This is a genomic window from Novipirellula methanifontis (genome assembly GCF_052161655.1).
Taxonomy (GTDB): Bacteria; Planctomycetota; Planctomycetia; order Pirellulales; family Pirellulaceae; genus Novipirellula.
This window is the reverse complement of the sequence record NZ_CP197418.1, coordinates 4,729,359-4,743,194: the sequence shown is the minus strand read 5'-3', so window position 1 is coordinate 4,743,194 and position 13,836 is coordinate 4,729,359. Positions and strand designations below refer to the sequence as shown.

Annotated in this window: 16 protein-coding genes and 1 pseudogene; 7 read left to right on the top strand and 10 right to left on the bottom strand. The window is 54.5% G+C overall.

Annotated elements, in window-relative coordinates; translation table 11 throughout:
- Positions 1-59: 59 nt before the first annotated feature.
- The 3 genes from SH528x_RS17010 to SH528x_RS17000 all read left to right on the top strand — a co-directional run bounded on the left by SH528x_RS17010 (position 60) and on the right by SH528x_RS17000 (position 1,710).
- Positions 60-506: an ankyrin repeat domain-containing protein gene (locus tag SH528x_RS17010; RefSeq protein ID WP_442511691.1), complete on the top strand. Its 447-nt coding sequence runs from the start codon at positions 60-62 to the stop codon at positions 504-506.
- Between the two features lie 171 nt (positions 507-677).
- Complete coding sequence (locus SH528x_RS17005; RefSeq protein WP_442511690.1) at positions 678-1,130, top strand: hypothetical protein; 453 nt, start codon at positions 678-680, stop codon at positions 1,128-1,130.
- Positions 1,131-1,239: 109 nt separating this feature from the next.
- Complete coding sequence (locus tag SH528x_RS17000; protein ID WP_442511689.1) at positions 1,240-1,710, top strand: hypothetical protein; 471 nt, start codon at positions 1,240-1,242, stop codon at positions 1,708-1,710.
- Between the two features lie 81 nt (positions 1,711-1,791).
- Here the strand turns inward: SH528x_RS17000 and SH528x_RS16995 are convergent, their stop codons facing one another.
- Positions 1,792-2,079, bottom strand: a complete 288-nt coding sequence (locus tag SH528x_RS16995; protein ID WP_442511688.1) for a DUF3310 domain-containing protein — start codon at positions 2,077-2,079, stop codon at positions 1,792-1,794.
- Positions 2,080-2,705: 626 nt separating this feature from the next.
- On the opposite strand from SH528x_RS16995, the gene SH528x_RS16990 reads away from it, so the two are divergent.
- The 4 genes from SH528x_RS16990 (at position 2,706) to SH528x_RS16975 (ending at position 6,273) form a co-directional block, all read left to right on the top strand.
- Positions 2,706-3,206 carry a hypothetical protein gene (locus tag SH528x_RS16990; RefSeq protein ID WP_442511687.1) on the top strand — a complete coding sequence of 167 codons (501 nt, stop codon included), beginning with the start codon at positions 2,706-2,708 and terminating at the stop codon, positions 3,204-3,206.
- Between the two features lie 566 nt (positions 3,207-3,772).
- Positions 3,773-5,089: a group II intron reverse transcriptase/maturase gene (gene ltrA, locus SH528x_RS16985; RefSeq protein ID WP_442510498.1), complete on the top strand. Its 1,317-nt coding sequence runs from the start codon at positions 3,773-3,775 to the stop codon at positions 5,087-5,089.
- A 264-nt stretch (positions 5,090-5,353) separates the two neighbouring features.
- Positions 5,354-5,707, top strand: coding sequence for a hypothetical protein (locus SH528x_RS16980; RefSeq protein ID WP_442511686.1), 354 nt, complete (start codon positions 5,354-5,356; stop codon positions 5,705-5,707).
- Between the two features lie 95 nt (positions 5,708-5,802).
- Positions 5,803-6,273 (top strand): hypothetical protein, encoded by a 471-nt coding sequence (locus SH528x_RS16975; RefSeq protein ID WP_442511685.1) that lies wholly within the window; start codon positions 5,803-5,805, stop codon positions 6,271-6,273.
- Between the two features lie 187 nt (positions 6,274-6,460).
- On the opposite strand, the gene SH528x_RS16970 is transcribed toward SH528x_RS16975, so the two are convergent.
- The 9 genes and pseudogenes from SH528x_RS16970 to SH528x_RS16930 all read right to left on the bottom strand — a co-directional run bounded on the left by SH528x_RS16970 (position 6,461) and on the right by SH528x_RS16930 (position 13,792).
- Entirely contained in the window at positions 6,461-7,012 is a 552-nt protein-coding gene (locus SH528x_RS16970; protein WP_442511684.1) for a hypothetical protein, read from the bottom strand.
- Positions 7,009-7,884 carry a hypothetical protein gene (locus tag SH528x_RS16965; protein ID WP_442511683.1) on the bottom strand — a complete coding sequence of 292 codons (876 nt, stop codon included), beginning with the start codon at positions 7,882-7,884 and terminating at the stop codon, positions 7,009-7,011. Before SH528x_RS16965 ends, SH528x_RS16970 begins: the two co-directional genes overlap by 4 nt.
- A gap of 2 nt (positions 7,885-7,886) precedes the next feature.
- Positions 7,887-8,732: a ParB N-terminal domain-containing protein gene (locus tag SH528x_RS16960; protein ID WP_442511682.1), complete on the bottom strand. Its 846-nt coding sequence runs from the start codon at positions 8,730-8,732 to the stop codon at positions 7,887-7,889.
- Positions 8,729-9,634 (bottom strand): ParB/RepB/Spo0J family partition protein, encoded by a 906-nt coding sequence (locus tag SH528x_RS16955; protein WP_442511681.1) that lies wholly within the window; start codon positions 9,632-9,634, stop codon positions 8,729-8,731. Before SH528x_RS16955 ends, SH528x_RS16960 begins: the two co-directional genes overlap by 4 nt.
- Positions 9,635-9,743: 109 nt before the next feature.
- Positions 9,744-11,231, bottom strand: coding sequence for a recombinase family protein (locus SH528x_RS16950; protein ID WP_442511680.1), 1,488 nt, complete (start codon positions 11,229-11,231; stop codon positions 9,744-9,746).
- A 356-nt stretch (positions 11,232-11,587) separates the two neighbouring features.
- Positions 11,588-11,890: a cyclic-phosphate processing receiver domain-containing protein gene (locus tag SH528x_RS16945; protein WP_442511679.1), complete on the bottom strand. Its 303-nt coding sequence runs from the start codon at positions 11,888-11,890 to the stop codon at positions 11,588-11,590.
- Positions 11,874-12,788: a GIY-YIG nuclease family protein gene (locus SH528x_RS16940; RefSeq protein ID WP_442511678.1), complete on the bottom strand. Its 915-nt coding sequence runs from the start codon at positions 12,786-12,788 to the stop codon at positions 11,874-11,876. Before SH528x_RS16940 ends, SH528x_RS16945 begins: the two co-directional genes overlap by 17 nt.
- 71 nt (positions 12,789-12,859) lie before the next feature.
- A pseudogene (locus tag SH528x_RS16935) lies at positions 12,860-13,213 on the bottom strand (helicase-related protein); the annotation flags it as partial.
- An 18-nt stretch (positions 13,214-13,231) separates the two neighbouring features.
- Complete coding sequence (locus SH528x_RS16930; RefSeq protein ID WP_442511677.1) at positions 13,232-13,792, bottom strand: hypothetical protein; 561 nt, start codon at positions 13,790-13,792, stop codon at positions 13,232-13,234.
- Between the last annotated feature and the right edge of the window lie 44 nt (positions 13,793-13,836).

The following is a 13,836-nucleotide window of genomic DNA, read 5'->3' as shown; positions in this document are numbered from 1 at the left end:
TCCGTCCCCCGTGATGTCTACCGTTCCACCAATAAGAGATGACGCTTCCAGACGACCTTATGTCAACGCTCTCTGAGGCGGTTGAATCCGATGACGCTGACGCGATCCGCCATGCAATCGTGACCTTCAACCTTAATGGCTACGATTTGGGCGAGTGGCTCGCTATGGCGTCGTACCTGGGAAGCTTGGACGCGATGAAAGCGTTACTCGAATACGATGCTGACGTGCATTGGAAAAACGATGACGGCGAAACCGCATTCAGTTTCGCGTGTGCGTATGATCAATTCGACGCTGCGCGATTGCTGCACCAACGCGGCGCTGATATCAACAGCGTCGATTCAAGTGGTGGCACTCCACTGGATTGGGCGGTTTGTCACGCACGTCCTGAGTTTCGAGCATGGCTTAAGGATATTGGAGGCACGAGAAACAGCGACCACGAAGAATGGCCCTGGCCACCTAAGACGGACGGTTGCGCCACCCGAGACACAGACGTTGAACGCGGTTAAGAAAGGTGGAACAATGACATGCACGGGAGGACGGCTTGCGGCGTTTGCTGAAATGGATCATCAACTCTCCGTCCCCCGTGATGTCGGACGTTACCCGACTGAAATAACACTGAGATTGTGCTGCTGACTCACTTCAATAGTGCTGACACAACTCCAATACGCGACGCTTTGATGCGGGACTGCGACCCAGGGCAAATTGTGTCGATCCACTTTCGCGCTCAAATGCCACCGGTACGCACGATCAACGAGCCCGAGCAGTGGCTTCGGCTTCGTGGAATACTTGGGTGTTCCGAAGTGTACGAGGCATTCGGCATTAAATCGCTTCCGATAGATGTGCCTGCAACGTTTAACTACGCCACAGGACTGGAGACGATTGGCACTTTGGCGAACCTTCTGACCCGTGGTGGCGTCCACCGTAAGTTTGTTGCCGACTACGATCAGGCCATCGCGATTTCCAGGGAATACCTCGACGCCGCATTATTGCGGCAATTCAATTCTGTCGAGGCGTACTCATCGCGTGATCCGTGGTGTGACTGGTTTGTTGGCGAACGGGTTCTCGACGAGACTGTGCTGATCGGCCACCTCGACGAATGGTGGCTATTGGCTGTCACTGGAACCGATTGAATGCGGCGGGTAACCAAGTCGTGAACCGGAGCGACCGGCAGCGCGTTTACAAATGGAAAGTCTTGGGCGGTCGCCCAGTTACGACCACCGTTATTTGCATCAATCCATCGTGAAACCACTGACGCACAAACAGTTCGACAAACTTGCGCGTGAACTGTTCGGCACTGTGCTGTACCCGCACGGATTCACCTGCGAGCCGTCGCGACGCTGTACGTTCACTCGGCAGATTGATAGCGACGTTTTCCATGTCATCATGCCCGATCCGGGGACGCGTTGCGCTTGGTACGACATCCATGTGTTTCCAACGTCACCACGACTTCACGATGACTTTGACGAACGCTTCCCCGATTCCCTTGGAAATACGCTTGACGTGTGGGGCAAGCTAAGCGAAACCGCAGGAGTTGGGATGGATCAACAACAATTCAACTCCAAATACGAATCGAACATGAGAAACCGATTCGAGAAAACCGTGATCAATCTTCTGGAAGACACGGCGATTCCGTTTCTCGATAGAATACAAACATATGCTGACATACTTCCGCACCTTCGCGGACCGTTCGCGCGGTTCAACGGCAAATAACCATGTGATTCAACGGAGGACGGGTGGTCCGTTTTCTCGTCTGCTTGCAGGTCGTTCGCCCGTCCCCGCTGATCACTACCGTTATGACGACGTGGTTCGGCGTGCAATCTCGCGCTCGATGTACCATTTCGCCTTCTCTAGGTCTTCGACGGCGTTTCCTTTTTCGTCGGCCCGCCAAATGTATTTCATCGCATTGCCTAGACAAAATCCCATGTGCTCTGTGACCGTGATGCACTCAACGCCACTCGGATGGGTCGTGTAATGCTTCGGATGGTTCACCGCGTCATAACAATGCGATGAACGCGGAGCCGATTCATCTTCCGGCAATTCAGGCTTGTACATGTTAAAGAACTCTTTTGGTGATTCCATCTTTTATCCTTTGGCCCATCGGCCCGGTTATCGCAGACGTTCCCCGACTGGACTGATTTCGAGCATTCCAACGACATGACATCATTCGCGGGTGACGATAATCCGTACTGCCCTCCTATCGCTCGAACTCCATCGAAACCGAATCGGCATCAATGGGAACAACACACGATTGACATAACTTGTCACGCTGATCGAAAACAACTTTGGCTCGGCAACACCTTTTCGGTTGTCGTCGACGATGAACGCATGCATCGTCAATCAAGCTCACAGATCAATACTGAATTTCGCTTTCCGATAATCGGGGATACTTTCGGACGCATCGTGCCAAATCGCGGCTTCAATGCTACTCGTATGCGGTATCGTCTTTTTGTCTCTGGTCGTATGATTGGCGAGGGTCGCGTTTCGATCCGGGGGTGGTACCTTACGGTATTGGTGTTCGGTTGTATCTGTGTCGCACTTTACTTGGCATTTATCGCTTTCCTGATCCTCTCAGACTGAAGATGCGGGGAACCATCCCGTGCACCGGAGCCGGGCTTGCGCGCGTTTTGACAATGGATTACTTTTCTCTCCCGGCCCGGTGACGGGCACCGTTATCCGATTGAGCAGTCCGTTCAAATTTCCTGCCAATGCCTAAGCAATTTACGCTAGCCGCTTGTGTTGCGCTGACCGCAAGTCTCGCTCTTCTGCTTGGCTGGTTTCGCACTGGCTCCGCTATTCGACGTGAAGGCTGCGTCTCAAGCGAGTTCGGGTATGTCACTTCACTGGCGCGCTTAGTTGGTAAGGAACAGTATTTCGATTGGGTCCACCGAGGTTTGTTGAAATCACCTTTCCCGGCGATGCCCGAATTGTACGGAAGCGTGATAGACGGCACTTGTGATCTTGTAGTTTCGCCCGTTCCCAAGTGTACTAGCCAATATTCCGTTTCCACGCGCTTTGGCGGTGCAATCGTCGTTGTGCAGGCCCAACGGCTGCAAGAGGAAGATGCCGCGCAGTTGTTGCTAATACCGGCAAAGTCAATTCTGGTCTATGATGCATACGGTATTTTGTTTGCGTTTGACACCGTTGTGGTTCTCGTGTCTGTTGCATTGACAGTCATTTTCCTGAGGCGACGACCAAAACGCGGATAACCATGCGTTGGACGTGCGGACTGGCAAGGTCTTGAAGACTAGCGGGTGTGAATCCCGCCTGAGTAACTGTTAGCCACAGGCTCAGTATCGAGTTTTGCAGCCAACCTATAAGCATCATGAGCCGAAGTGGTTGGTTGAAGCGTAAACAGAGAGGTAGTGAGGGTGAAAGGTATCGGCTGGCTGCCGAACCCTGAACGAGATTGAGCTCCGAAATTATGGTTTCCTGTTGGATACTGCCCAAGGTCTGTTCATGCTGGAAGGCGAAACTCGCGGTCGCGTCTTGGCGAGCGACAGCGAGAGTCCCGGAGTCGAAGATCCACTCGCGCTACACACTATGTTTTCAAGGCAACCAGTGACGCCCAAAGATTCTTGATCTGACTATGAACTCCAATCATGACAAATCGAGTATGCCCGCGAAGCCGAAAAGGCAACAGAGGCAAATGACTCTTTGGGAATCGGATGACTGCATAGTACCGTTGACTTCGGGTAATTCCGAACGAGGGAAGGCGGTCAGGCCGACACGCGATTCCAGCCGACCACCTGCCACTCACAGAAGTGGAACGCCGGTGTCTGATCGACTGGATCGCATCACCACGAGAGCGAAAGGCGACGCATCAGCGACGTTTAGCAACCTCTTTTCGTTGCTCAATACTGAACTGCTGTTCTACGCGTTCCGACGACTCAAGCGAGACAAAGCACCGGGGACCGACGGTGTCACGGTGGACGATTACGAAGAGAATTTGCAAGGCAACTTGCAAGATCTCGAAGATCGAATCCATCGTGGCAGCTATCGTCCTCAGCCGAGTTTACGCCGAGAGATTCCCAAAGGAGACGGTAAAACGCGACCTTTAGGAATTGCTTGTGTGGAAGAAAAGATCGTCCAGCGGGCGATCGTGATGATCTTGGAACGCATCTACGAGGAGGATTTTCATGATACCTCGTACGGTTACCGTCCCAAGCGAAGCTGCCACCAAGCACTGGCCGATCTGGGCCAGACGATCACACGCCGGCGAGTCAACTGGGTGCTCGACGCGGACATTAAAGGGTTCTTTGACCACGTTGATTTTGGGAAGCTCCAAGAGCTGCTCGGGAGACGCATCGAAGACTCTCGTATGCTGCGTCTGATCACCAAGTTTCTGCACGCCGGAGTGATGATTCAAGACAAACGTTACGCCACCACGGAAGGCGTCGCGCAAGGTTCGGTTCTTTCTCCACTGCTAGCCAATGTGTACTTGCACTACGTGCTGGACGAGTGGTTCGAGCAGCAGGTGAAGCCTCGTCTTAAAGGCGAGTCCTCGATCATCCGCTTTGCGGACGATTTCATCTGCACGTTCGAGCGAGAATCGGACGCGTTGCGTTTTCGTGAGGTGTTGACCAAACGTCTTGGTCGGTATTCGTTAGAGTTAGCTGAGGAGAAGACGAAGTTGCTCCGTTTCGGCCGTTTTGCCAGTCGCGATTGCCAGCGATTGGGTGAAGGGGCTCCGGGCGCATTCGACTTCCTTGGCTTCATGCATTACTGCGGCACAAGCCGCGCAGGAAAGTTCAAACTGAAACGGAGAACATCGGCAAAGAAGTTTCGATCGAAAATCCGCGAGCTCAAAGACTGGTTCCGTTCCAAGTTGACGACGCCGCACAACGAGGTCTGGCCAACGTTGGTCCGCAAACTCCAGGGACACTTTCAGTACTACAATGTCAATGACAATTGGGAGATGCTGATGAAGTTCCGAGAGGCGGCACGAAAGTTAGGTCTTCGTTGGATGCGTCGTCGCAGTCAGAAAGGGCGAAACCTCAGTTGGGAAGCTTACGGCCTTTATCTCGAGCGACACCCGTTGCCGAATCCGGGACAGATTACGGACTTGATCGCGATGGGGAGTGTGAAGTGATGCCCGGTGAGAGGTGTCGGCTGGGAGCCGGATGCGTTAACGGCGCCCGTCCGGTTCTGAGAGGGTTCGGTGATCAATTGGACAAGGATCAAATATTGTGACACCACAAGGAGAAATCTGTGGCAAACCGTGAACACAAAGCGTATCCTAACATCCGAGAGACTCCGTTCTACTCGCCCGAAGCACCGCATGGCGCGTTTTCAAATGGAAACTACATGGGCGGTGCTCGGTCAACGCCGCCGTTACGCGTAGGAATGAATTACATTGCAAGACCTGAATATCCCACTACTCGCCAATGGAAAAACCTCGCGGGCAGACTGCCCGAATTGTGGGGGGAAATTCGCCGGCGGGTTTGCGTACATAATGGGAGGTGGCTTGCTTCTGTCAAAAGACCTCAAGAACAGCCTGCATTCTGATCGACTGCAAGGTTTTATGCACGTAGGTTTCCATGGTAAGGATCCCGATATGTGTGATTCCGTGGATGCGAATGTTGTTGATGACGTGATCGGCGGTCAGTTCGACTTACAGTGGTGCTCGATGGCGTGCATGCGTGCGTGGCTCATGCGGTTGCTGGACAGACTTGAGGCTCGCCTGGAACTCCAAGAAGATGACGCGTAACAAAGCCATGCACGCCGAGCACGCGATCGGGCGTTTTGACATGGAAGCTTTACGTGCGCGTGCCGGGTGATGGCCAACGTTACCCGACTGAAGGCATGACGCGTCACAAGCGTGCAATCCGGTGGATGCTTTGGTTTGCTGCGATACTTGCGGTACTCACCTGCATCTCGTACCTGCCGGGCTTTCGGCTGCGGTTAGCCGGCGCCCACCACCGACATCTCAAATCCGGCGAATGGGTGATTGTCGAAGCCTCAACGAATATGTCGGATCAAGGATTCGCACGACTTGTTGCCGAGATTGAGCGCAATGGGGCCTACGATGTGCTGAGCGTGTCCGGAGCGAAGGTCACCGATGCCGGCTTTGCTCCGGTTAAAAAGCTCAACATGCTAAACTGGATTCAGATTTCAGACTGTTCACTTTCGGACACCGCACTTCAACATCTCTATGGCTTGCCTGATCTTCACACGATAAAGATCGTCGATTGCCCCAACATTTCACCCGAGGGTGTTGCGGACTTGCAGGCTGCACTGCCAGATTGTTCCATCACCTACAAGAACGGCGGGTAACAATGCCGATCGGGATAGGAGCCCGGATTGCTCCGGGGCCCCTCCCACATCACCTAGCATGCGGGTCCGCACTAGGCGATTCGCCGCGAGGATGCAAGCTGTTGCCAGGATAACAATGAATTGTTAGCTGACACTCATGTGTTAGCGAGCAAGATTTGTCGGCGATCTCGTTACCGACACATGACAACTATTGTATTTCTGTCGGCGGAAAAGCCGCTTCGATAGCTTTGGCCCAGCTACGAAACGTGCGGCGGATGGCCATGGTTTTGTCTCGGTTCTCAAGGCAGACCTCAGTGTAAATGAGGGACTGGCCGGCGGCTTGGCGGTCGCGGAGCCAGAGAATCATTGCTTCGCGGTCGAAGTGATCAGGGCGCCGGCGAGAGACGTTGGCTAAGTTGACGCCGGCGGCCGTGAGGGCGGCTCGCCACGATCGGTGGTAGCGAAGGGCGGCATCGTAAAGGCCGCGATCGCGACTGCGGTTCACCATGGCCCCTAGGTCGTATCCTGTCGTACACAAACGGCGGAGTTGTTGTTCGACGCGGGCTTGCGTCAGGTCGCGACTGTGGGCGACGTGTCGCGTGTTGACGCCAGCGTATTGTAACGCCGTTTCCCACGAGCCAAAGTCTTCGATTGCAGCGGCTAGGAGGAGTTCGTCGTCGCGGCGGAGATCGTTTTCACGCAGGCTCTCGCCAGCTACGTCGCGTTCAACAATCTTGCGAATGATGGCTTCTCGGATCATGACGCCGCCCTCCGCCTTGTTTGTTTCGTTGGTAGACCAGCGGCTTGCAGTGCTTTGGCAAGCGTTCCAAAGCGTTTCTCGGCGGCGCAGGCCAAGTTACTGTCGTGCCTGCGAACCTTGTCACCGGGGTGTTTCGCATTCAGCATGCGCAGTCTCGCGATGACCTTCTCCTCGTTCCAACGCTGGCGGGCGGTTTCATGGATCCCGGCTGCCTGAAGTGCCTTTTCCCAGCTGCCGAAATGCTTTATGCCAGCACGGAAGAGTCTCTTATCCTCGGAGCACGTTTTGAACAACCAATGGCCCGAGGCGCGTCGCTCAAGGATTGCGTCAACGACGGACTGCTTGGTCCAACGTCTGGGCAGTTCGCTTCCAAGGCCAAGTGATTCGACGGCCTTACGCCATCCGCCGAAATGCTTGATTGCCGATCGGCGTAGATTCGAATCGCGATGGGAGGCAAACGTCAGCGGTAGCTCTCGTTCGTAAAGGTCGATAATCGCAAGACGCACTTCATCAGGCGAATAGAACTCGCGTGTCGGCTTAGGGAATCCCGCCGCCGCGCGTGCAGCGGTCCAAGTTCCGAAGCATCGCTTTCCGGCTTCGTACAGACCGCGATCATCGTGGTGGGTTTGCCATAGGCTTTCGCCGTTTCGATGACGTTCACGGATCGCCTCGATGACTGTGTCCTTCGACCAACCGTTGTTCGTCGTTGGGCGTCGACCGCACGGTAAACCCGCAACTTCCAATGCCGCACGCACGCTGCCGAAGCAACGCCTTGCCGCATCGTCGAGTTTCCGGTTTGCTCGCGGTCCATCGCGGCGAACTCGCCTGAGTTCTTCGATCACCTTTTCGGGTGTCCAATGTTGCTTCGGCATGATCATCCCTCCGTGCTTTCAAGGATCTCCTCGAAGACTCGAGCCAGATCCGCATGGTTGGTTTGCAGATACGCTTTCACGTCGGCGTTGTTGAGCAACGTGCGGACGTAAATGACCAGTTTCAATAGATTCGTCGTGTACTGGCGATAAAGACCGGTGTAGAAGTCCTGTTGTTGCTCGGCCTCTTTCAGCTTCTTCAACAGTTGGCTCTTCTTCTCGTCCGGTTGCGTCCACGGCGTCTTGGTACCGTTGGCTTTCGCCCGTTTATTCGCCGACGTTTTCAACACCAGTCCGCGAGCGAACGTTGTCGAGTAATCGTTACAGGACTCCATCAACTTCAATATTTCGTGCTGGCGATCCTCATTGACGTTCGTCAGCTCCTTGGCTGTTTGCAAATTGATCTTGTTGGCATTGAATGCTTTGACAGCGGCCGGATGAAGCTTGGCGAGTAAACCATTGTTGAGTCGGTGACCAATGCCCTGCATTCCGAGTGCATTTGCAATCGTCTTCTCGTCGAGTTCTTCAAGCGATTTGCGAAGCATTCGCATCTCTTGCGAAGCACTCAGCTGATTGACCATCCGGTTGCCAGTGAAACCGTCGCGGGCGCTGTGGATCAGACAAGGCACCGTTTCGACGCCGTGGTCCAGCAGGATCCGATACCGAAGGGCTCCGTCCAAAATCTCGTAGCCGTCATCGATCGGGTACACGATCAGCGGTTCGATCAACCCGACCGCACGCATGCTCGCTTCGATCCGCTGCCGATACTTCTTGGCGACCTTGCGTTCGCTCCTCGGCACGAGTTTGACGATCGAAATGTCGACGCCTTTGGGTTTTCCGTTGGCACTCATGACGAAACCTCCGAGCTCATGGTTGGATCGAATTTGAAATCGCCAGCTAGTTCTGGGCGTTTGTCGAGTTGTTGTTGCCGTAGCAATGACACCAGTTCCGTGTCTTGGAACAGCGTGTTGACACCGGCAAGCAGCGTCATGAAGCGGCTCTCCTTTGATTTGGCCTCACGCACATAACCTGTTTTTACTCGGGTTGTTTCAGCGATGTCATGCCGCAGTTGCACGACCGTATAGTCGCGGCTGGCCGGTGACTTCTTCGATTGCTTGGCCCTCGCCGAAATAATTCGTCGGGCCTGGCCGAAGTTTGTGGTCGTCACCAGCCCATCGGCAAACGCGTCCATCAACACCGCTTGGATTTGCGAGTCGTCGGTGGAGGCGACCTGGATCGCAAACTTGATCGGAAAGATGCCGGATTCGACCCCCTGAATCAAGCGTTCTTCGCCCTGTTCGACCAGCCGGATGTATTCGCGAATGTACTTCTCGGTTTTACAGGCGACTTTTGCGATTTCTCCGAATTCCCACCCCTCGTCACGCAAACGTTTCAGCTCGCGGGCAAAATCCATGCTGCCCGTTTTGGTCCGAGCGATGTTCTCGATCAGTGATTGCAGCAAGGCTTCTTTGCGAGTGCAGGTGACGACTTCCGCCGGAACATGCGATTTTTCGAGTTGCTTGTGGGCCAGCAAACGACCCTCGCCGCAGATCAGTTCATACTTTCCGGTCGATTCTAGAAATTTGTCGTTGACGCGGATCGGTTTCATCAAGCCGACGCCTCCGATGCTCTCGACGTTCATGTCAAATTGCTCTTGGTCGCGGTTGCGTGAGTTAATCACCTTCACCTTGTCGATGGGCACGTCTTCGTACCGCCGGTCAGCGATGGGGCAAATGTTATTGATTGGTTCCATGGTTGGTTATTTCCGTTAAAGGTTGCGGCGGTAAAGTGTCCGGTACCTTTTGTGCGAAGCACCCGAAGGGCGAGTTCCTCGCAAAAGGTACCGGACACTCTTGAGCCGCTTAAAGAAGTTGTTGAAGGAATTGAAGATCCGTCCGGCCGAACAATTCGGTGCGAACGGATGAGCTGGTGTAGCGCATCGGTTTAGAATCCGAGCCGAACCGCGGCAGCGCGATGAATCCGAGGATGTTGAAGTCGGCCGGTTCGGAAAGAAGGACGCCGAGAGTCATATCGATGACCGGTCGTGGGTCGCGATGGATCGGCCAGTACGACTCGTAACCGTGCGGCACCGGCACGGCGGGTTGAATCGAGACGGTCAGCTTCTGGTCGAGCACCAAGAAATCTGAATAGGCCAACGTCTCAGGAACATGGCCGAGGATCTGTTCGTGGACGGCGGAGCGAGCTTTATCGCGTTCGCCATCGAACAGTTTTTGAAACGCCTGGTCGAGTGATCCGAATTGGCGGGCGTACGCGCAGGTCGAGGGCAGTTCTTTATCCAGTCGCAGCAACCCCGGTCGCACCATGCCACGGGACCGATACAAGGCATCGAGCATCCGCAACATGTAGTCGGGGTCATACCGCTGTTTACGTTTTTCAAAGATCTCTTGAGCCCGGATAAACAAGTCAAACTCGATGATCCCGGTGAATGCATCTGTTGTCCGAACCCATTCTTCGACTGGGTTGGGCAAACTCGGCGTCTTGAGTTTGCCGGACGTTCGGTTGTAAACCATCGTCCCGGCATACTTTTCGTTGCGAAGCCGGGCGAGTACGCCGCCCGCGCCCCAACGTCCATTGCTCGGCGACGGAATCCCGTCATCGTTCAACCCTTCGGCGATCTTGTACTCCGAGAATCCCCGATCGACGAACTCTTCAAAGATTCGCCGAATGACCGCGACCTGCTCCGGCGGCCCTTCGGTCAACGTCACCCGTTGGTTTTGGATGCCCTTGTGTTGACCGGCTTCCAACACATGCAAAGGTTCGCGTTTCTCGTCGAGCAACAACCGTGACAACCCGTACGGTGGTTTGCCGCCGGCGAGATAGCCCTGCTCGGCGATCTTCACGCATCCGCGCCAAACCTTGTCGCTTAATTCACGACTGTATTGGGCGGCCCGAAACCGCTCGAACTGAACGTATACCGGATAGAGCGGATCGTCCTCGCGAGGTTTGCCAATGGTCGTGTAGATTACCTGCTTGCCGTGCTTCTTGCAGATCGCGCTGAATTGCGCTGAAAGATCGATGTCTTGAAACCGACCCCAGCGGCTGACGTCCAAGCAAAGAATGTATTCGAAGTCGTTACGCTTCGTGATCCACTCTTCTACCATCTCGGTGAACGCGGGCCGCCCTTCAGAATTCAGCCCCGATTTGCCGGCGTCACAGAACTCATGAATGATCTCGACACCGTGTTCTTTAGCCCATTGGCGAACTTGATCCCGTTGAATTGGGATCGAGTTTTCTTGCCGGTCTTGAGCCGAGTGACGATAGTACGCCACGGCTCGAACCATGGGTGGCCGATCCGATTCGGTCGGCGAAATTTCCCACCAGTTATTCACGATGGAAGCTCCTTCGTAAGAGACATGTTCATTGCCGACCACCTCGATCGGCGTTTTCGATGAACACAACAGTTACGAGAAGCCCCTAGCAGGCCTCAAGCGGCTAAGTCACACAATTGGCGAAGATTTCTGCGACTTTGTCACACCATCTTCGATTTGTTGACATTCTTTTGCTGGTTCTCTCCGTCGATCATCAACGAGTGTTGGCGTAACGATGATCAAATATTCCTAGGCCGATCGATGACCAACGCGTAATGGCCACAATGGCACATCCAACCAAGAGAACGATGGCTGGATACGACGACGCAATTCACCATTGCGGACCAACTGAGCAGAATGGAGGAGCATCACGATTTTCAGCCATCGCGTTTCCTCACCATTGCCTCGATCGCACGAATCCCATTCTCCATCTTCGTTCTCGCCGACACGTTCGCCGAGTGGACCTTCATCGCCGGCGGCACAAAGCCGTGTAGCGCCACCTGTTCCTCGATCCAAAGCACGACGTCATATCCAGTCCCGCGATCATCGTCGCCAAGATCGTGATCCAGGCTGATGTCGGTAACTGTCGCCGTCTTCAATAACTCGATTGCTTCATCCGGCCAATAGACACGAACCCAACCCTCGGGCGTGACTCGCTCGTCATCAAGATAGATCTTCATCGGCGGCATCCTGTGGCAGTTTTGCTTCGTGCCAATCTTGGTAAGTTTGTCGCGACTCCGGGACCCTCCATGCCTTCCGCCCGTTCATATTTCCCGCGTTCACTGTCGCGGCAGCCGCACTTGGACTGCTGAAGCTAACGTCTTCGGTGAACATGAGCAGGTCACCGTCCGAATCACCCTTTAGCTTCCCATCCTGAATCAGTTGCTCGCGAAGTTTACGATAGCCATCCCCCTTTTTGGGCGTCTTTAACGCAGTCGAACCAGCAAAGACAACAAACTCACCGTTGATCTCCTGTGCTCTGGCCGTCGCCTCGCCACTTGAGTAGGTGAAAACAGGAGAAGTGTCCTCAATGGCGTCCCCTGGTAATGGCGTCAACTTAACGACTGGCTTTGGCTTCAAGAACGAGAACCCGAGGACCGGCAACACCAACTCGATGTGCTTCAGAAATCCTTCCATGTCAGCGATATCCGCTTCCGGCATCGGTGGCAGCGGCGGCGCGGTTCCGTTGTGGATCTTGGCGCGGCCGGCAGTATAGCCCATCGTGATCAAACGACTTTCCAAGTATCGCACGTGGGCCTTGGTCAGATTCAGATCCTTGCTGATCACTGCGACGCAGCGGGTCCAAAATTCGTTGCGTTCGTCTTTGTCGTGAGACGCCAGTCGTTTGAAGACGTTATCACCTTCGCCGATGTAGACGACTTCGCCAATCGGATTCTCCGGATCCGGCCCCGCCAGTATGTAAACGCCCGTCCGCTTTATCTCTTCCCGTTTCGCCAGTTCGGCAAGTTTGGTCCGAGGCGAAACGAGCAACTTACCACTCCAGTTCATCACTTCGGCGGTCAGCAAGCCCGATGCGTCGCCGTCAACGAGAAAGATGCGGATAGATCGTCCGTTCAATTTTGACTCCGGAAATCTTGGGCGATATCTGGTTTTCGATTGCGGGCCACGATTTCATTGCCTTCCACTGTTTAAGCTTCCAATCGGAATGCAAGCTCTTGGGCGGCGACGAGCGGAAAGGGAATTCGCTGGGCGAGCTTGTCGGTACTCCGCACGTCGACTCGGTGATATTCGCCCATCACCACATTGACCCAACGCTCGCGATCCATCACGACGCGATACATCTTCTCATCCTGCGTTTCACCGATGTAGGGGACAAACACCTGAATTGGCTGGCCGACACGCTCGGCCTTTGCACCGATACGTTCGACCCGCCCTGTTCGCTGCTCAAGGTTGCTGGGAGTCCAGCAGAGGTCGTGGTGCATGATTTGTCGACAGTTCAAGTGCAAGTCGACTCCCTCGGACATTACCGCCCAAGAAAGGCAGAAGGCCTTACACGACCACTAAACCCCAATTTCAGCAGGGCGGAACTTTTCAAACTCTTTTGGCAGCAGTGAGAGAATCCCGTCCACTCCCCGGAGACGCAAGTCCCAGACGCGATCCAGCTGATTCATCAGCTTTACAAAACGAAAAATCCCACCTGGCCCTTGTGAAGTCGCACCACGTTTAGCTTTGCCGGTAACGTCGTCGAGGTACAACTGCGTTGCAGCCCCGACAACCGCGGGATTCGTGATGAGCTCTTGACGGGATACAAGCTGAAACCAAAACTGACCAACAGTCGTTAGATCAATGGAGAGCAGCAGGCCAGCCGCCGTCGGGTCTTCTCGGAATTGGTAGTACACCTCGTAGCTACCATAAAGTACATGTCGATAGTGTCGGCGCGAATCGTCAAAAGCGGGGATGTACCACGCTTGCTCTCTGACATTTCGTCGACCACTGGCATCGGCTGGGCAGACCTGATCGAAGAAGTAGATGGTCAGCCATGACCAGAATCCGCGATCGCGACGCGGTATTTCCCAGCTGTTGCTGGATGCGAAATTGTGCAGCCAATCGCCGAAATCCATTCGATCGACGAAGCTGGGCAAATCGAGAACTAGCTGAGGATCAA

Coding starts and splice junctions, on each gene's coding strand:
- SH528x_RS17010 (WP_442511691.1), top strand. CDS start 60: ATGTCAACGCTCTCTGAGGCGGTTGAATCCGATGACGCTGACGCGATC.
- SH528x_RS16975 (WP_442511685.1), top strand. CDS start 5,803: ATGACGCGTCACAAGCGTGCAATCCGGTGGATGCTTTGGTTTGCTGCG.
- SH528x_RS16990 (WP_442511687.1), top strand. CDS start 2,706: ATGCCTAAGCAATTTACGCTAGCCGCTTGTGTTGCGCTGACCGCAAGT.
- SH528x_RS16970 (WP_442511684.1), bottom strand. CDS start 7,012: ATGATCCGAGAAGCCATCATTCGCAAGATTGTTGAACGCGACGTAGCT.
- SH528x_RS17005 (WP_442511690.1), top strand. CDS start 678: ATGCGGGACTGCGACCCAGGGCAAATTGTGTCGATCCACTTTCGCGCT.
- SH528x_RS16960 (WP_442511682.1), bottom strand. CDS start 8,732: ATGAGTGCCAACGGAAAACCCAAAGGCGTCGACATTTCGATCGTCAAA.
- SH528x_RS16930 (WP_442511677.1), bottom strand. CDS start 13,792: ATGGATTTCGGCGATTGGCTGCACAATTTCGCATCCAGCAACAGCTGG.
- SH528x_RS16965 (WP_442511683.1), bottom strand. CDS start 7,884: ATGCCGAAGCAACATTGGACACCCGAAAAGGTGATCGAAGAACTCAGG.
- SH528x_RS16955 (WP_442511681.1), bottom strand. CDS start 9,634: ATGGAACCAATCAATAACATTTGCCCCATCGCTGACCGGCGGTACGAA.
- SH528x_RS16995 (WP_442511688.1), bottom strand. CDS start 2,079: ATGGAATCACCAAAAGAGTTCTTTAACATGTACAAGCCTGAATTGCCG.
- SH528x_RS16945 (WP_442511679.1), bottom strand. CDS start 11,890: ATGAAGATCTATCTTGATGACGAGCGAGTCACGCCCGAGGGTTGGGTT.